This window comes from Streptomyces sp. C1-1 (assembly GCF_050214755.1).
Lineage (GTDB): Bacteria > Actinomycetota > Actinomycetes > Streptomycetales > Streptomycetaceae > Streptomyces.
Map to the genome: position 1 here is coordinate 5,167,792 of NZ_CP189826.1, position 16,099 is coordinate 5,183,890.

Genomic DNA, 16,099 nt, shown 5'->3' on the forward strand with positions numbered 1-16,099 from the left:
GGGCCTCCTCCCGGCGCGTGCCGTCTCTTCGCCGCTCGGCCTCACAGGGGGAGCTTGAAGCCCACGTGTGAGGCCGTGAAGCCGAGCCGCTCGTAGAACCGGTGGGCGTCGGCCCGGGTGTTGTCGGAGGTCAGCTGCACCAACTGGCAGCCCTCCCGACGGGATGCGTCGATCGCCCACTCGATGAGCTGCGTGCCCAGACCGCTGCCCCGCTCGTCCGCGTGGATGCGGACGGCTTCGATGATCGACCGGGTCGCGCCGCGCCGGGAGAGGCCGGGGACGATCGTCAGCTGAAGCGTGCCGACGACACGGCGCTCGCGGACGGCGACGACCAGATGCTGGTTCGGATCCGCCGTGAGCCGTTCCAGCGCCGCGAGGTAGGGAGCGAGATCGTCCGGTGACTCGCGCTGGGCACCGAGCGGGTCGTCGGCGAGCATCGCGACGATCTCGGGGACGTCGTCGGCCGTGGCGGGCCGTATCTCAAGATCTCCCATGGCAGGCACCCTATGCCGGCGCGGGAGACCTCAGCCCGCCGCGACCGTCAGCGGCGCGAAGCGCCTGGTCCAGTCACCGGGGAGTTCCGGGATCCGGTGGGTCATGACCGAGTTGAAGGCGACGGAGGCCAGCCCTCGTTCCTTCGCCCAGGCCAGCAGCTCTTCGTGCCGTACGTCGATGTCGGTCCGCAGGGGGCGGTCGGTGAGAGCCGCGAGAGAGGTGATGAGTGCCTTCGCCGTCGCCGTGTCGCGGGCGATCAGCGGACCGACGACATGGGTGTCCATGTTGGGCCACACGGCCGCGTATCCGATGAGCCGGCCGTTCTCCTCGGCGACCCGCAGATGGTCGGCGAAGGCGGGGAGTCGGGCGATGACGTGGGTGCGGTCGCTGCCGAAGACCTCCTCGTCCAGCCGGAGAACGGCCGTGAGGTCCTCCGCGGTCGCGGCGCGGGTGACGGTGTCGGGTTCGGTCCCGTCGGGAACGAACCGTCCACGCAGCATTTCGGCGCGGCCCGTCACCTTGAAGCCGAGCTCCTCGTACAGCGGACGGCCGTTCGGCGTCGCGTGCAGGGTGAGCGGGGTGGTGCCCGTCGTCGAGACGATGTGCCGCATCAGATGCCGTCCGACCCCCTGGCGGGCGTGCCGTTCGGCGACCAGCACCATGCCGATGGCCGCGAGGTCGGGGCGGTCCGGACGTCCGTAGTCGGTGACGACGCAGGCAGTGACGAGGCCGCCGTCGGGGTCGTCGATGCCGTACCCCTTCCCGGCCGTGAGGAGGAGGCCCCACTTGTGCTCCTCGCGTGGCCACCCCCGGTCCTCGGACAGGTCGGCGCAGGCGGTGAGATCGCGGAGCGTCAGACGGCGGATGGGCAGGGCGGTGAGGGAAGACGTCGGCACGCAGGTCAGGCTGTCCGACCGCCACCCTCGCCGTCCACCTCTTTCCGGTGGGACGAGCGAGCTTTTGGCCATGTCGTGGTCAACTGCACAGGACGCCGACAGCTGCTGTTCGTTTCACGTGAAACCCTGGATCGGCGGATCGGCGCTCGGGGCTCGGCGGCTCGGCGGAATCGGGGTTCGGTCATCGGCGATGCGCCACCCGGCGATTAGCCTCCTGCCTCATGGCGAGACTTCATCTCTTCGACCTGGACGGCACGTTGCTGCACGGCACGACGTCGCCTGTGGAGATCTCACGGCAGCTGGGACTGGAAGCCGAGGCCTTGGCGCTCGACGAGGCGATCTCGGCGGGGCTGATAGGGCCACCGGAGTACGCGGCCCAGGTCCACGCTCTCTGGTCCGGACTGACCGAGGCCCATGTGACGGCGGCTTTCGACGGGGCCCCGTGGCTGGAGCGGATCCGGGAGGTCTGGGCGGAGATCCGACAGCAGGGCGGGTACTGCGCCGTCGTGTCGCTTTCACCCTCGTTCTTCGTGGAGAAGCTCCTCGGCTGGGGTGCCCATGCCGCATACGGGTCGCGCTTTCCCGCTGTGCCGTTCACCGAACCGGTGGACCCGACCGGGGTACTCAGCGCGGCGGCCAAGGTCGAGATCGCCGACCGGCTGTGCGCGGAGTTCGGAGTGACGCGAGCCGACTGCGTCGCCTATGGGGATTCCCTGTCCGACAGGGACCTGTTCGGAGCGGTGCCGGTCTCCGTGGCCGTCAACGCGGACAGCCATCTGTCGGGTCTCGCGACCCACTCCTACCTGGGCGGCGATCTGTGGGAGGCGTATGAACTGGTGCGCCATGACCGGTAGCCGGCCGGTCGGCGCCCGCTCAGCCCAGGTCCGGTGCGTGCATGGCGCGCACGCCCTCGATGTTGCCGTCCAGATAGTGCCGCAGCGACAGCGGTACGAGATGGACGGAGGCGATGCCGACCCGGGTGAACGGCACGCGGACGATCTCGTACTCGCCGGCGGGCTCGTCGACCTCGGGGCCGTGCCGCAGGTTCGGGTCCATGGACTCCAGACGGCAGACGAAGAAGTGCTGCACCTTCACACCGGTCGCGCCGCCGTCCTCGCCGATGTGCTCGACGGTGTCGACGAAACAGGGCACCACGTCGGTGATCTTCGCGCCGAGCTCCTCGTACACCTCGCGGTGCAGGGCGTCGACGACGGTCGTGTCTGAGGGCTCGACGCCGCCACCGGGAGTGACCCAGTAGGGATCTACGCCGGGCTTCGTGCGCTTGATGAGGATCAGGGCGTCGCCGTCCAGCAGAACGGCACGGGCGGTGCGCTTGACCACGGGTCGGACGGTCATGGGGGGAATGTGGCCCGGATGGTTCCACGTGAAACATCGCATGTCGTCACCGGCCGAGCTCGCCGGGTGACCGTCGCCCCGACCGGTGAACATCGCAGGTCAGCACCAGTCATTCGCTGCCCCCAGCAGCCATTCGTGAGCGCGTGCGATGTGTGGCATCGCGAGCGTGCCGGTACGGACCACGAGGAAGTACGTCCGCAGTGGCGGCACGGCCGGATCGTGCAGGGCCACGACCTGTCCTCGCTCCAGAGCGTTCGCGCAGAGATAGCGGGGCAGTACCGCGAGACCGGCGCCCGCGACGGCACACGCGAGGACGGCCCGCAGGTCGGGGACGATGACGGTCCCCGGTGCGGCCGGGCGCGCGTCGAAGACGGAGGCCCAGTAGCGCGAGACGAAGGGCAGCGACTCGTGCACCTCGATCACGGGGACGTCTTCCAGGGTGGGTGCGCCTTTGTGGTGGGGCTTCCAGCGGCCGATCTTCTCGGCCCGCGCCGCGGACGCGACCAGGACGTGCTCCTCGTCGCAGAGCGGAGTCGCCGTGAGGAGGGCGCCGCGCGGACGGGCCGTACTGATGGCCAGATCGTGATGCCCGGCGGCTAGCCCTTCCAGGGTCTCCTCGGCGTTCCCGAAGGAGGCACGCAGTGCGAAACCCTGGCCGTCCTCGCCGGTCAGCTCGGTGAGGGCGGGCAGCGCGCGCTCGGCGGTGAACTCGGGGGGACCGGCGAGATGCAGGGTCCGTAAGGAGGACTCGTCGTCGAGGCCCGTCTCCGCGATCTCCACGAGGGCGTCGAGGTGCGGGGCGGCCTTGTGCGCGAGCTCGTCCCCGATGGTCGTCGGGGTCACTCCGCGGGCCTGTCGCAGGAACAAGGGGCGGCCCAACTGCCGTTCCAGTGTGCGTATCTGGGAGGTCACGGCCGGCTGTGACAGGCCGAGCAGGGCGGCGGCGCGGGTGAAGGAGCCGGCCCGGTGCACCGTGACGAACGTGCGCAGCAAGGCCAGATCCATGGTCCGCCCTCCCCTTTCCCTGCCCTTTGTCCGGCCCCCGGGCAGGGCCCAACTATAAATAAGTCGATAGGTCTCTGTCGCTACTGTGATTGGACACTGACAGAGAGTCAACTAGCCTTGTTCGCGCGGTTCTTCGCGCGCGGAACCGAGGGCGGTCCGAGCCACGAGGGGGGAGGCTCGGACCGCCCGTCATGCGTGGTGGGCGGGCGCCTGTGCGGCGCCCGTGAGGCGATCGTCCGGCCGGTCCGTAAGGCGGTCACCCGGCGGACTCCTCCAGGGCCCGCAGCACATCCGCCACCAGGTCCTCGGGGTCTTCGGCGCCGACCGAGAAGCGGATGAAGCCCTCCGGCACCGGGTCGCCGCCCCAGCGCCGGCGCCGTTCGGCCGTCGATCGCACGCCGCCGAAGCTCGTCGCGTCGTCCACGAGTCGCAGCGCCTCCAGGAAACGCTCGGCACGCGCGCGTGTGGGCAGAGTGAAGGAGATGACGCACCCATAGCGGCGCATCTGCTCGGCGGCGACCTTGTGCGAGGGGTCGTCGGGCAGCCCCGGATAGCGGAGCCCGCTGATCTCGGGCCGCTCCCGCAGCACCTCGGCGAGCGTCAGGGCTGTCGCGCACTGCCGGTCGACCCGCAGCTGGAGCGTGGCGATCGAACGATGGGCGAGCCACGCCTCCATCGGCCCCGGGATCGCGCCGACGATCTTGCGCCAGCGGCGTACGGCCGCCATGGCCTCGGCGTCGCGTCCGACGACGTACCCGAGCAGGACGTCCCCGTGCCCCGTGAGCTGCTTGGTGCCGCTGGCCACGGCGAAGTCGGCGCCCAGCTCCAGCGGACGCTGCCCCAGGGGCGTCGCGAGGGTGTTGTCGACGGCTACGAGCGCGCCACGCGCGTGTGCCGCCTCGGTGAGGCGCCGGATGTCGCACACGTCGAGTCCGGGGTTGGACGGCGTCTCGATCCACAGCAGCTTCGCGCCGTCGAGGACGTCGAGCTGGGCGTCGTTCGCCGTCGGGGCGGTACGCACCTCGACGCCGTACGCCTCCAGCTGGGCGCGGACCATGGGCAGCACCTGGTAGCCGTCGGTGGGCAGTACGACGGTGTCCCCGGCGCTCACCTGGGAGAACAGCACCGCCGAGATGGCGGCCATGCCCGAGGCGAAGGTGAGCGTCTCCACGTCCGCCCGGCCGGGTGCCTCCAGTTCGCCGATGGCGCGCTCCAGCAGCGTCCAGGTGGGGTTGTCGTCGCGGCCGTAGGTGTACGGGCCGCTGACGTCGCCCGGCAGGTGGAAGTGGGCGGCGAACACCGGCCCGGGCAGGGTCGGCTCGTTCTTGACGGTCTCGGGAAGTCCCGCCCGCACCGCGCGCGTGCCGTCACCGTCGCCCGAAGGCCTGCCCGTTGCGGAACCACTCATGCCGCTCGTCCCTCCACCTGCTCACGTACCGCGGCGAGGAGACCCTCGCTCGCCGCCTCCACCATCCCAAGGCACTCCTCGAAGCCTTCCATGCCCCCGTAGTACGGGTCGGGCACGTCCAGGTCGTCGCCTGCGGTGGGATCGTACGAACGCAGCAGCCGCACCTTCGCCGCGTCCTCCGGAGTCGGCGCGAGACGGCGCAGGGCCCTGAGATGGCCGGCGTCGAGGGCGATGACAAGGTCCAGGCGGGAGAACCACGAGGGCTGGAACTGCCGGGCGACGTGGGCGCCGTCGTAGCCGTTCTCCCGCAGGACGGAGACGGTGCGCGGGTCGGCTCCGTCGCCCTCGTGCCAGCCGCCGGTGCCCGCGCTGTCCACCTCGACCAGAGCGTCCAACCCGGCCTCCTGCACGCGGGCGCGGAAGACGGACTCGGCCATCGGGGAGCGGCAGATGTTGCCGGTGCAGACGAAGCAGACGTGGTAGGTCATCGTCCGCTCAGTCCTCGTCGGGCAGAACGACGTGCAGCGCCCAGGAGACGATCGAGATGATCAGGCCGCCGAGGACCGCGGTCCAGAAGCCCTCGACGTGGAAGCTCAGGTCGAGCTTGCCGGCCAGCCACGAGGTCAGCAGCAGCATCAGGGCGTTGACGACGAGCGTGAACAGGCCGAGCGTCAGGATGACGAACGGGAGGGACAGCAACTTCACGATCGGCTTGACCAGCCAGTTCACCAGACCGAAGACCAGGGCGACGAGGAGCAGCGTCCAGACCTTCTTGCCGGTGCTGTCACCGGTCAGGGTGATCTTGTCCAGCAGCCACACCGCGACCGCCAGGGCGCCCGCGTTGGCGATCGTCTTGACTACGAAATTCTTCATGTGTCTGATCGTTGCAGACCAGATCGGCTACGAGTATCGGGACGAGGACGGCAACGGAGATGAAGGCATTCCGGCTGGACGAACTGGAGGCGGAACGCGCCGCCAACGACGGCGCCTACCTGCAGTTTCTGCGGGAACAGAACATGTCCGTCGGCCTGTACGCGCTCGACGCCGGCGAGCATGATCCACAGAAGCCGCACAACCAGGACGAGGTCTACTTCGTTGTGAGTGGCCGCGCCGCCATCACCGTCGGTCTGGAGACGACCCAGGTGGCACGCGGCAGCGTGATCTACGTGCCGGCCGGCGTCGCCCACAAGTTCCACCACATCAGCGAGGACCTCAGGGTGCTCGTGGTGTTCTCTCCGCCGGAAAGCTGAGCCGCGGCCTCGGGGTTCCCTAGGGGTTCGATCAGGGGAGGACAAGGGATGCGAGGCCCCCGCCGGGCCCCCTCACGGCCCTAGCATCGATGGCAGGACAGAAGAAGGATCCGGCATAGAGCCCCGGGTCATCGACGGACCCGGCACAGGCGACGGGCGGAGAGACAAGGACGAGAGCAATGGGAGAGATCTTCTCGGGACTGCCCTGGTGGGTGAAGTGGATCGCGGTGCCGGTCATCGCACTGGTCGTGTTCGGCGGCCTGATCGCCACGGTCGTCGGCTTCGTCATCGGGCTGCTGTTCAAGGCGCTGGTCTTCGTGGCGCTCGTCGGTGGACTGATCTACGTCGTACGGAAGTTCATGTCGAGTTCCTCGTCGCGCAGCGACTGGTGAGGTGCCGTGGGAGACCGGTGACCGGTAACGGAAATCACCGGTTCCCTCGGGGGAGGGAAGTTTCCCGGGCAGACCGTCCGCAAGCGGTGGCGGGCGGTTAGAGTCCGGAACTCGTCGCGGGAACGACCCAGTGAGCGGCGCACCCCTCCCCGTGTTACCCCACAGCACGGGCCGCCCCCCTGTGCTTCGGGAGTGACCCTTGGCCACCGTAGACACCGCACTCACCTCCCCCCACACGCCACCGCCCCCGGCGTCCCTCGCCCGCCCGTGCCTCCGTCCTCCGGAACAGCCCGGCCCCGGCACGCAGGAACGCGCGACCGGGGCTCAGGCGCCGTCACGCGCCCCCACCGCGGCACCGAGCGCGTCGCACGCCATGCCCCCTGTCGCACAGCCGCAGGCCGCGACCCTCATCGGTTCCGTCCAGCGCGCGATGAGACTGCTGGAATGCGTCGCGGGACACGCGCACGGAGCCCCCGCCAAGCAGCTCGCCCGCGAGACCGGCCTGGCGCTGCCGACGGCGTACCACCTGCTGCGGACCCTGGTGCACGAGGGCTATCTGCGCAGAGACAAGGGCCTGTTCTTCCTTGGCGAGGCGGCCGAGCGGCTCGGCAGCAGCGGAGCCCGGCAGAAACGTCGCAGCACGATCGTGGACGCGCTAGCCGGCTTTCGCGACGCGATCGGCGTTCCCGTGTACTACGCCGTGTACCAGGACGGCGAGATCGAGATCAGGTGCGTCTCCGACACTCCGGGCAATCCGGCGGTCGAGGAATGGGCTGACTTCCGTGAGACCGGGCACGCCCACGCGATCGGTCAGTGCCTGCTGTCCCAGCTGGACGAGGAGGGCCGCCGCGATCACCTTCAGCGCCACCCCGTGCAGCCCGTCACCCCGTACACGGTGCCCGACGACCGCGCCCTGTTGCGGCGGCTCGAGCGGACCCAGCGGATGGAGGCGGTGACGGAGCGTCAGGAGTACGCGCTGGGGACGGTCTGTGCGGCCATCCCCATCACTTTGGGGACGACGGCCGCCACGATGGCCATCTCCCTGCCGTGCCATCAGGCCGACCGTCTGCTGTCGGTGGCGCGGCAGCTGCAGAGCGAGATCGGGCGACTGCTGGGGTCTCTCTCGATCTCTATCAGTATGTGAAAACTCACTCCTTGTGATCTGTTGTGTACTTTCAGCAATATTTCACCTGTGTCAGGTGATGATTCCCAGCCAGACGGCCATAAATGACGGGGTAGGCGATGCGTGAGTCGGTACAGGCAGAGGTCATGATGAGCTTCCTCGTCTCCGAGGAGCTCTCTTTCCGTATCCCGGTGGAGCTGCGTTACGAGTCCTGTGATCCCTACGCCGTGCGGCTGACCTTCCATCTCCCGGGAGACGACCCGGTCACCTGGGCTTTCGGCCGGGAGTTGCTGATCGACGGGGTCGGCAGGCCGTCCGGGGACGGGGACGTGCGCGTCTCGCCCGTCGAACCGGAGTCGCTGGGTGATGTCCTGATCCGGCTTCAGGTCGGCCGCGACCAGGCGCTGTTCCGTTCGTCCACCGCCCCGCTCATCGCCTTCCTCGACCGCACCGACAAGCTCGTGCCGCTGGGCCAGGAGGGTGCGCTCGCCGACTTCGACGCCCACCTCGAGGAGGCGCTGGACCGGATCCTGGCGGAGGAGCAGAGCGCGGGCTGAGAACGGCACGGCCGCGGAGACGGCGGAAACCATCGGCGCGGGGCACGGAAGACGCAGGAACGCTTCTCTCGCGGGAGGTGGGAGCTGTCCCGGGTTCAGTGCTTGCAGCGCTTCCGGGCTCAGTGTTGCAGCGCCGCCGGGCTCAGTGCTTGCGGCCCCTCCGGGCTCAGTGCTTGCAGCGCCTCCGGGCTCAGTGCTTGCGGCGCCGTCCCTTCCCCGAGCGCGCAGGAGCCGAAGACGGCGCTGTCGCCGTGGCGGCGGCCGTCGGCCGGTCGGCCGAGACCACCAGCGCGGCCAGCAACGTGGTGACCGGCACCGACGCGACCAGGCCGATCGAGCCCACCAGCGTGCGCACGATCTCCTCGGCCACCAGTTCGCTGTTGGCGACCGTCCCCACACCGCTCTGCGCGATGGAGAAGAGCAGCAGCAACGGCAGCGCGGCGCCCGCGTAGGCGAGGACGAGGGTGTTGACGACGGACGCGATGTGGTCGCGGCCGATGCGGATGCCGGCCCGGTACAGCCCGCGCCAGCCCGTGGCCGGGTTTGCCTCGTGCAGCTCCCAGACGGCCGAGGTCTGGGTGACGGTGACGTCGTCGAGCACCCCGAGCGAGCCGATGATGACGCCTGCGAGCAACAGACCGCTCATGTCGATCGACGGGTACAGACCGTGGATCAGACCGGTGTTGTCGTCGGTGTTGCCGGTCAGCGCCGCCCAGCCGATGAACAGCGAGCCGAGGACCCCGATCAGCACCAGGGAGATCAGGGTGCCGAGCACGGCCACGGAGGTACGGGCGGACAGGCCGTGGCACATGTAGAGGGCGATCAGCATGATGGCGCTCGACCCGACGACCGCCACGACCAGCGGGTTCGAGCCCTGCAGGATCGCGGGCAGGATGAAGAAGTTCAGGATCAGGAAGCTGATGGCGAGCGCGACCAGCGCCATGACGCCCCGCAGGCGCCCGACGACCACCACGGCGACGGCGAAGATGCCGGCCAACAGGGCCATCGGGAAGCGCCGGTTGACGTCGGCCACCGAGTACTGCAGGTTCTTCGGCGCCGAGGGCTCGTAGGCGACCACGACCTTCTCGCCCTGGTGCAGTTGCCGGGACTGGTCCGGCTGCACGATCTCGACGAACGTACGGCCCTTGTCGTGGCCGGTGTCGACGCGGACGGTGGCCTTCTTGCAGGTGGTGTCCTTGTTCTGCTGCTGGGCGGAGGAGCCACCGGCGGTTGAGGCGGCGCCGGTCGAGCCCCCGCCGGAGGCGTTGACCGACTTGCAGCTGACATCGACGACCTTGGTGACCGTCGCCTGTTGCGTCTGCCGGTCGAAGCCCACTCCGGTCCGCTCGTGCGCCGGGGCACCGCCGGGCCACAGCACCGCGAGCCCGACCACCACGGCTGCCGCGAAGGGGATGAGGATCGCCCCGATGACCTTCCGTAGATGCCGGGAGACGGGAGCCGCCGGGCCATGGCTGTGACTGTGCCCGTGACCGCCACCGGAGCCGTGCCCCTGGCCGACGGGCTCATGGCCACCGGACACGTCCCCGTGCCCATGCCCTTCGTGCTCGTACCCGTGCCCACGTCCCGGCCCGTGGCCGTCGTACTCGTGCCCGTGCCCGCGCTCATGGCCCCCGTGGGGACCGTGGCCGTCGCCGCTTACGGAGCCGGGCCGGCGGGGCTGCTCCGGCGGATACGAGGGCTGCTGTGTGGTGGTCACCGACCGATCATCGCAAGAACGACAGAGGCCCCCTGTTCACCGCGCCAGAAATGACGCTAGCGTGGAGGCACCTTTGCACACGCGGGAGCTCGGAGCACCGGGCTGAGAGGGCGCTGACCTCCGTCCCAGCGATGTTTCACGTGGAACATCACCGAACTCGAGTGATGTTCCCCACGAAACGTCGGCAGACGGAAACCGCTGCGTCGACCGCCGAACCTGTTACCGGGTAATGCCGGCGTAGGGAGTAGGTCTCATGACCAACAAGGACGTACGCACGCCTGCCTCCAGCAAGGACGAGCAGCCCGTTCCGGGCGAACAGTCCCAGGAGGCCGGGAAGTCCATCGGCTGGCACAAGGCATACGTCGAGGGTTCGCGCCCCGATCTGCGAGTGCCGGTCCGTCAGGTGCACCTCACCAACGGGCAGTCGGTCACCCTGTACGACACATCTGGCCCGTACACCGATCCACTCGTCGACACCGATGTCCGCAGGGGGCTGCCCCCGCTCCGGGAGAACTGGATCATCTCCCGCGGTGACACCGAGGAGTACGCGGGCCGTCCCGTCCGTCCCGAGGACGACGGGGTCAAGCACACCGCGCCGCGCGGCGGACTGCGCAACCTCGACGCGGTCTTCCCTGGACGGCCGCGCCTTCCCCGTCGCGGTCGCGGCGGTGAGGCGGTCACTCAACTCGCCTATGCGCGCCGGGGCGAGATCACCCCTGAGATGGAATACGTGGCCGTCCGGGAGAACGTCTCCCCGGAGGTCGTCCGCGAGGAGATCGCGGCCGGCAGGGCCGTACTGCCCGCCAACGTCAACCACCCGGAGATCGAGCCGATGATCATCGGCAAGCGTTTCCTGGTGAAGGTCAACGCCAACATCGGCAACTCGGCGGTGACGTCCTCCATCGAGGAGGAGGTCGAGAAGATGACGTGGGCGACCCGCTGGGGCGCCGACACGGTCATGGACCTCTCCACCGGCCGCAACATCCACACCACCCGTGAGTGGGTGCTGCGCAACTCCCCCGTCCCCATCGGCACGGTGCCGCTCTACCAGGCCCTGGAGAAGGTGGACGGCCGCGCCGAGGAGCTGACCTGGGAGATCTACAAGGACACGGTCATCGAACAGGCCGAGCAGGGCGTGGACTACATGACGGTCCACGCGGGCGTCCGCCTCCCGTACGTCCCGCTCACCGCCAACCGCAAGACCGGCATCGTCTCGCGCGGCGGTTCGATCATGGCCGCGTGGTGCCTCGCGCACCACAAGGAGTCGTTCCTCTACGAGAACTTCGAGGAGCTCTGCGAGATCCTCGCCGCCTACGACGTCACGTACTCGCTCGGCGACGGCCTCAGGCCCGGCTCGATCGCGGACGCCAACGACGAGGCCCAGTTCGCGGAGTTGCGCACGCTCGGGGAACTCAACAAGATCGCCAAGCGTTTCAACGTGCAGACCATGATCGAGGGCCCGGGGCACGTCCCGATGCACAAGATCAAGGAGAACATCGACCTTCAGCAGGAGATCTGCGATGAGGCTCCGTTCTATACGCTCGGCCCGCTGACCACGGACATCGCCCCGGCGTACGACCACATCACCTCCGGCATCGGTGCGGCGATGATCGCCTGGTGGGGCACGGCCATGCTCTGCTACGTCACCCCCAAGGAACACCTGGGCCTGCCCAACCGCGACGACGTCAAGACCGGCGTCATCACCTACAAGATCGCTGCCCACGCGGCCGACCTCGCCAAGGGCCATCCGGGCGCCCAGGAGTGGGACGACGCCCTGTCCGACGCCCGCTTCGAGTTCCGGTGGGAGGACCAGTTCAACCTCGCCCTGGACCCGGACACGGCACGGGAGTTCCACGACGAGACCCTCCCGGCGGAGCCGGCCAAGACCGCCCACTTCTGCTCGATGTGCGGGCCGAAGTTCTGCTCGATGAAGATCTCCCAGGACATCCGCCGCGAGCACGGCGGCACCCGGGAGGAGGTCGAGGAGGGCATGGCCCAGAAGTCGAAGGAGTTCGCCGCGGCCGGGAACCGGGTGTACCTGCCGATCGCCGAACAGCCGTAGCGCCGCGGGGCGGCCCGTGCCTCACGCCCGAGGCGTGGGCCGTCCTGCTCCGCGGCGAGGTGGAGCCTCGCCGGCCAAGGCAGCCGCCGACGCATCTCCGAGGTGTCGTCGGAGGCGAAGTATTCACCCGTGCCCGGGACTTCATGGCTCGGATCGGAGGAGCCTCCGTCCGCCCGTCGCCGGCCGTGTTGCGGTGCGGGGGTTCGGCTTGCGCTCCCCCGGAGGGGGCCTTTCCGTGGTGGAGGGCGCAAGCCGAGGGTCACTCCGGCTGGTGTTCCGGGCCTCCGAAGTCCGGGCTGGTGTAGTCCGGGCTCGTGAAGCTCGGCCGGTGGCCGCGGGCCGGTCCGTCGTCCGGGCTGCTGAAGCCCGGTCGGTCGTAGCCGAGGTGCGGGATGCGGCTCGTCGGCGCCGAGGGCGTCGTGCTGTTCAGGGCGGCCGCCGCGCCGGGGTCGGCGAGGGCCTCCCGCAGGAACGGCAGGATCCCGCGCTCCAGCAGCGCCTCGCGCCAGGCGTCCTTGGCGCGTGCGACCTCTCCGCTCAGTTCTCCGTACGGTCCGGCTTCGAGTGCCGGACGGTTGCGCAGCGCGGTCAGGAGCAGGCCCACCGCGGCCACGAGGATGGCGGCCGCGGTCATCGCGCCGAACACCCAACCAGCGGTGATCATGGTCTTGCCGAACATCTGTTTGGGTGCGACCGACCGGATGACGTATCCGACGAGCAAGAATATCACCGCGGCCGTTCCGGCGAGGACGGGTGTGAGGACGGCGGCGACGGCGACGGCGCCCGCGCCGGCGGGTTCAGCGGCCTCGCCGAGGGTGGCAGCGAGCCCGATCGCGTCCGGGCCCGGCTCCGTGGAGCCCGACGCGCGGGTGGACGACGGGGTGGACGACGCCGGCTGGCGCAGTTCCTCGCGAACCTTCACGTAGTGCTGGTACTCGGTCGCCGCGGCCACCGTGATGAGTGCGGTGGCGTTCAGCGCCATGGTGCGCAGCTGTTCGGTGTTCAGCCGCTGTCCCACAGCGGCCAGTTCCGGGCGGTGTGGGGCGGAGCGCAGCGCCTCATCGAGGACCCGCTCGTACTCCTGGCGGTCCTCGCTCAGCAGGTGCTGCGGAACGCTGTTCATGTGCATCCCCCGATGCTCCGTAGGGCTTGGGGCTCGCATGCCAACGAGCCGTCGGGCAGAAACGGAGGGGAGCCTGCTACGGATAAGCCGATGGTAGAGCCGGGACGGCACGCGTCGACAGGGGGTTTCCGGAAATTGGGCCCTGGCCTGCGCCGTTTGTCGCGGTTCCTCCGTGGGGGCGCCTGCCCGGTGAACGTTCAGTCATCCAGCGGAAGTTGCCGGACCAGCAGCTTTCCGGCCATGGTCACTCCGCCGTCCATCGCGATGGCCAGGCCTTCCGCGTAGACGTGCGGTCCCTCGACCACGGGTCCGGTGTCGTCCTCGCCCTCCTCGGAGCCGACCTCGCCCAGGAGATAGGGGATCGGGCTGTGACCGTGAACGACACGGGTGCCGCCGTACGTATCCAGCAGGGAGCGTGCGGCGTCCGCACCGCCTTCGTCGCGGAAGGAGAAGCGCTTGGTGAACTTGCGGAACAGGTCCCAGCACTCGTCGGCGTCGTTGCGGGTGAGGGTCTCGCGGATCGTGTCGTTGACCGCCTCGATCGAGTCGCCGTAGTCGAGGTAGGCGGTGGTGTCGGAGTGCAGGAGCAGATAGCCGTCGACCTCCTCGACGGCGTCGAGGCGGGCCATCCACTGCAGGTGGTGGTCCTGAAGGCGGTCCATGTCGGTCTTCTGGCCGCCGTTGAGCAGCCACGCCGCCTGGAAGGTGGCGGTGCCCGCGCCGGAGTTGACGGGGGTGTCGCCGAACCGCTTGGCACCGAGCAGCAGCAGCTCGTGGTTGCCCATGAGCGCCTTGCAGTAGCCGCCGGCCGCCGCGGCCTCGGCGGACAGCCGCATCACGAGCTCGATGACGCCGATCCCGTCGGGCCCGCGGTCGGTGAAGTCACCGAGGAACCACAGCCTGGCGGTGCCGGCGCACCAGTTGCCGCCCGCGTCGATCAGCCCCTGCTCCTGGAGCGCGGCCACCAGTTCGTCCAGGTAGCCGTGGACGTCGCCGACGACGTAGAGCGGACCCACGCCGTCCGTCGGCTGCGGTACGGCCTGGGACGCGGGGTCCACGGGCACCTGGAGTGTGTCACCGCGGTTGATGACGGGCAGGTCGCGCTCGGTCGGTGTGTAGCCCTCGGGATACGTCTCCTCGTGGGGCGGTACGACGTCGCCGGGGTGCGTGCTGTGGCCGTACGGACCGGTCTCGTGGACGTACGCAGGCACCCGGAAGTCGCGCAACGTCGCCGTCCGCTCCGTCTCGGGTCCCTGACCGGCCCCCTGAGTCATCAGACCCCTCCACCATCGCGCCGCATCTGCACCGCTTCGGACTGCCTGGTCGCAGCGGCCCGCGGTGTCGTGGGCCCATCATAGGAATGCGGATCGCGCCATGTGATGACCCAGGGGTGGTGAATCGGCGCAAGAGTCCAGTTCACCGCGGCTTTCGCCCCGATTGGGCAGGGCTTCGACCGCTGCTGACAGCGCTTGTTTCACTCCTCTTCGGGCGACCGCGGCGGGCTGACCGTCGTACGCGGGGCACGCCGCTGCGACGAGGTGCGCACGATCAGTTCCGTCGGTATCACCTGCTCGACCGGTTGGTCCGATTCGACCCCCTCGATCGCGTCGATGAGCAGCTGCACCACCGCCGTGCCGATCCGGCGCGGCTTCAGTGAGAGTGTGGTGATGGGCGGCTCGGTGTTGGCGTACACCCCGGACTCGCTGCAGCAGACCAGAAGCAGGTCGTCCGGTACGCGCAGGCCGTTACGACGGGCGGCGGCGAGCAGATCGGTGCCGTTGGGGTCGAACAGGCCGTAGACGGCGTCCGGGCGGTCCGGGCGGGCCAGCAGCCGGTCGGCGGCGACGGCTCCCGCGCACGGGTCGTGCGCCGGGTAGGCCTCGTACACCGGGTCCTGGCCGACGCGCTCGCACCAGCGCAGGTACGCCGTGGTCGACAGGTGGGTGTACGTGTCCGTCGACGTCCCCGTCAGCAGCCCGATGCGGCGGGCTCCGGCGTCGGCCAGGTGGTCGAGGATGCCCAGTACGGCGGCCTCGTGGTCGTTGTCGACCCACGCGGTGACCGGCAGGGCGCCGGCCGGGCGGCCGTCGGAGACCACCGGTAAACCCTGCCGGACCAGTTCGCTGACCACCGGGTCCTGGTCGGAGGGGTCGATGACGACCGTGCCGTCCAGGGCGACGTTCGACCACACGTCGTGGCGCGAGGTCGCCGGGAGGATCACCAGCGCGTAGCCGCGGGCGAGCGCGGCGGAGGTGGCGGCCCGAGCCATCTCGGCGAAGTACGCGAACTCGGTGAAGGTGAAAGGTTCATCCCCGTACGTCGTCACGGTCAGGCCGATGAGGCCCGACTTGCCGGTACGGAGCGTGCGGGCCGCGGCCGAGGGGCGATACCCCAGCCGGTCGGCGACCTCGCGGACGTGGCGTCGGGTGGCGTCCGGGAGCCTGCCCTTGCCGTTCAGGGCATCGGAGACGGTTGTGATGGAGACTCCGGCGGCGGCGGCGACGTCTCTGATGCCCGCCCGGCCCGGCCGGCTGCCTCGACGTGAGGTTTCCGCGCGGCTCACCTGGTGCTTCCCTGCTGCTGTCATGGCGAGCCGATAGTAGGGCTCATGCGGTGGGGTAGGGCGGACGCATATGCACGCGTTGACAGGCACGTTTCTGCAAGGTCAATTGACGCCAACTGCCTTTGAATGCAAGACAGTTGAACGATCCAATG

Annotated in this window: 17 protein-coding genes; 6 read left to right on the forward strand and 11 right to left on the reverse strand. The window is 69.5% G+C overall.

What is annotated here, in order from left to right; genetic code table 11:
* Positions 1-41: 41 nt before the first annotated feature.
* Complete coding sequence (locus tag ACQF4J_RS23580; RefSeq protein WP_351563319.1) at positions 42-494, reverse strand: GNAT family N-acetyltransferase; 453 nt, start codon at positions 492-494, stop codon at positions 42-44.
* Between the two features lie 30 nt (positions 495-524).
* Positions 525-1,391 carry a GNAT family N-acetyltransferase gene (locus ACQF4J_RS23585; RefSeq protein WP_351563321.1) on the reverse strand — a complete coding sequence of 289 codons (867 nt, stop codon included), beginning with the start codon at positions 1,389-1,391 and terminating at the stop codon, positions 525-527.
* A 221-nt stretch (positions 1,392-1,612) separates the two neighbouring features.
* On the opposite strand from ACQF4J_RS23585, the gene ACQF4J_RS23590 reads away from it, so the two are divergent.
* The gene (locus tag ACQF4J_RS23590) at positions 1,613-2,245 is read left to right on the forward strand and encodes an HAD family hydrolase (protein WP_351563323.1); all 633 of its coding nucleotides are present in this window, start codon (positions 1,613-1,615) and stop codon (positions 2,243-2,245) included.
* Between the two features lie 19 nt (positions 2,246-2,264).
* Here ACQF4J_RS23590 and ACQF4J_RS23595 read toward each other — a convergent pair whose 3' ends face one another.
* From ACQF4J_RS23595 to ACQF4J_RS23615, 5 genes are all read right to left on the reverse strand, one after another.
* Complete coding sequence (locus ACQF4J_RS23595) at positions 2,265-2,747, reverse strand: NUDIX hydrolase (protein ID WP_351563325.1); 483 nt, start codon at positions 2,745-2,747, stop codon at positions 2,265-2,267.
* 99 nt (positions 2,748-2,846) lie between these two features.
* On the reverse strand, positions 2,847-3,752 hold the full coding sequence (locus tag ACQF4J_RS23600; protein WP_351802268.1) for a LysR family transcriptional regulator: 906 nt from the start codon (positions 3,750-3,752) through the stop codon (positions 2,847-2,849).
* Between the two features lie 256 nt (positions 3,753-4,008).
* Positions 4,009-5,160: a cystathionine gamma-lyase gene (locus ACQF4J_RS23605; protein WP_351563329.1), complete on the reverse strand. Its 1,152-nt coding sequence runs from the start codon at positions 5,158-5,160 to the stop codon at positions 4,009-4,011.
* Positions 5,157-5,648 carry a low molecular weight protein-tyrosine-phosphatase gene (locus tag ACQF4J_RS23610; RefSeq protein ID WP_351563331.1) on the reverse strand — a complete coding sequence of 164 codons (492 nt, stop codon included), beginning with the start codon at positions 5,646-5,648 and terminating at the stop codon, positions 5,157-5,159. The genes ACQF4J_RS23605 and ACQF4J_RS23610 overlap by 4 nt, the downstream gene beginning before the upstream one ends.
* A gap of 7 nt (positions 5,649-5,655) precedes the next feature.
* A complete protein-coding gene (locus ACQF4J_RS23615) occupies positions 5,656-6,033 on the reverse strand; it encodes a phage holin family protein (protein WP_351563333.1) in 378 nt (125 codons plus the stop codon).
* Positions 6,034-6,092: 59 nt separating this feature from the next.
* Here ACQF4J_RS23615 and ACQF4J_RS23620 point away from each other — a divergent pair, with 59 nt between their 5' ends.
* The 4 genes from ACQF4J_RS23620 to ACQF4J_RS23635 all read left to right on the forward strand — a co-directional run bounded on the left by ACQF4J_RS23620 (position 6,093) and on the right by ACQF4J_RS23635 (position 8,482).
* Complete coding sequence (locus ACQF4J_RS23620; protein WP_351563335.1) at positions 6,093-6,410, forward strand: cupin domain-containing protein; 318 nt, start codon at positions 6,093-6,095, stop codon at positions 6,408-6,410.
* A gap of 179 nt (positions 6,411-6,589) precedes the next feature.
* Entirely contained in the window at positions 6,590-6,802 is a 213-nt protein-coding gene (locus tag ACQF4J_RS23625) for a DUF5326 family protein (protein ID WP_351563337.1), read from the forward strand.
* A gap of 373 nt (positions 6,803-7,175) precedes the next feature.
* A complete protein-coding gene (locus ACQF4J_RS23630) occupies positions 7,176-7,946 on the forward strand; it encodes an IclR family transcriptional regulator (RefSeq protein WP_351563339.1) in 771 nt (256 codons plus the stop codon).
* A 98-nt stretch (positions 7,947-8,044) separates the two neighbouring features.
* Positions 8,045-8,482, forward strand: a complete 438-nt coding sequence (locus ACQF4J_RS23635) for an SsgA family sporulation/cell division regulator (protein WP_351563341.1) — start codon at positions 8,045-8,047, stop codon at positions 8,480-8,482.
* A 190-nt stretch (positions 8,483-8,672) separates the two neighbouring features.
* On the opposite strand, the gene ACQF4J_RS23640 is transcribed toward ACQF4J_RS23635, so the two are convergent.
* Positions 8,673-10,199: a YibE/F family protein gene (locus ACQF4J_RS23640; RefSeq protein WP_351802264.1), complete on the reverse strand. Its 1,527-nt coding sequence runs from the start codon at positions 10,197-10,199 to the stop codon at positions 8,673-8,675.
* 253 nt (positions 10,200-10,452) lie between these two features.
* Here ACQF4J_RS23640 and thiC point away from each other — a divergent pair, with 253 nt between their 5' ends.
* Complete coding sequence (gene thiC, locus ACQF4J_RS23645) at positions 10,453-12,261, forward strand: phosphomethylpyrimidine synthase ThiC (RefSeq protein WP_351802262.1); 1,809 nt, start codon at positions 10,453-10,455, stop codon at positions 12,259-12,261.
* 259 nt (positions 12,262-12,520) lie between these two features.
* On the opposite strand, the gene ACQF4J_RS23650 is transcribed toward thiC, so the two are convergent.
* From ACQF4J_RS23650 to ACQF4J_RS23660, 3 genes are all read right to left on the reverse strand, one after another.
* Positions 12,521-13,390, reverse strand: coding sequence for a hypothetical protein (locus tag ACQF4J_RS23650; protein ID WP_351563351.1), 870 nt, complete (start codon positions 13,388-13,390; stop codon positions 12,521-12,523).
* A gap of 191 nt (positions 13,391-13,581) precedes the next feature.
* The gene (locus ACQF4J_RS23655; RefSeq protein ID WP_351563353.1) at positions 13,582-14,658 is read right to left on the reverse strand and encodes a metallophosphoesterase; all 1,077 of its coding nucleotides are present in this window, start codon (positions 14,656-14,658) and stop codon (positions 13,582-13,584) included.
* Between the two features lie 200 nt (positions 14,659-14,858).
* Positions 14,859-15,971, reverse strand: coding sequence for a LacI family DNA-binding transcriptional regulator (locus ACQF4J_RS23660; protein WP_351563355.1), 1,113 nt, complete (start codon positions 15,969-15,971; stop codon positions 14,859-14,861).
* Between the last annotated feature and the right edge of the window lie 128 nt (positions 15,972-16,099).

Coding starts and splice junctions, on each gene's coding strand:
- ACQF4J_RS23610 (WP_351563331.1), bottom strand. CDS start 5,648: ATGACCTACCACGTCTGCTTCGTCTGCACCGGCAACATCTGCCGCTCC.
- ACQF4J_RS23595 (WP_351563325.1), bottom strand. CDS start 2,747: ATGACCGTCCGACCCGTGGTCAAGCGCACCGCCCGTGCCGTTCTGCTG.
- ACQF4J_RS23590 (WP_351563323.1), top strand. CDS start 1,613: ATGGCGAGACTTCATCTCTTCGACCTGGACGGCACGTTGCTGCACGGC.
- ACQF4J_RS23615 (WP_351563333.1), bottom strand. CDS start 6,033: ATGAAGAATTTCGTAGTCAAGACGATCGCCAACGCGGGCGCCCTGGCG.
- ACQF4J_RS23625 (WP_351563337.1), top strand. CDS start 6,590: ATGGGAGAGATCTTCTCGGGACTGCCCTGGTGGGTGAAGTGGATCGCG.
- ACQF4J_RS23635 (WP_351563341.1), top strand. CDS start 8,045: ATGCGTGAGTCGGTACAGGCAGAGGTCATGATGAGCTTCCTCGTCTCC.
- ACQF4J_RS23655 (WP_351563353.1), bottom strand. CDS start 14,658: ATGACTCAGGGGGCCGGTCAGGGACCCGAGACGGAGCGGACGGCGACG.
- ACQF4J_RS23620 (WP_351563335.1), top strand. CDS start 6,093: ATGAAGGCATTCCGGCTGGACGAACTGGAGGCGGAACGCGCCGCCAAC.
- ACQF4J_RS23650 (WP_351563351.1), bottom strand. CDS start 13,390: ATGCACATGAACAGCGTTCCGCAGCACCTGCTGAGCGAGGACCGCCAG.
- ACQF4J_RS23580 (WP_351563319.1), bottom strand. CDS start 494: ATGGGAGATCTTGAGATACGGCCCGCCACGGCCGACGACGTCCCCGAG.
- ACQF4J_RS23605 (WP_351563329.1), bottom strand. CDS start 5,160: ATGAGTGGTTCCGCAACGGGCAGGCCTTCGGGCGACGGTGACGGCACG.
- thiC (WP_351802262.1), top strand. CDS start 10,453: ATGACCAACAAGGACGTACGCACGCCTGCCTCCAGCAAGGACGAGCAG.
- ACQF4J_RS23630 (WP_351563339.1), top strand. CDS start 7,176: ATGCCCCCTGTCGCACAGCCGCAGGCCGCGACCCTCATCGGTTCCGTC.
- ACQF4J_RS23600 (WP_351802268.1), bottom strand. CDS start 3,752: ATGGATCTGGCCTTGCTGCGCACGTTCGTCACGGTGCACCGGGCCGGC.
- ACQF4J_RS23660 (WP_351563355.1), bottom strand. CDS start 15,971: ATGACAGCAGCAGGGAAGCACCAGGTGAGCCGCGCGGAAACCTCACGT.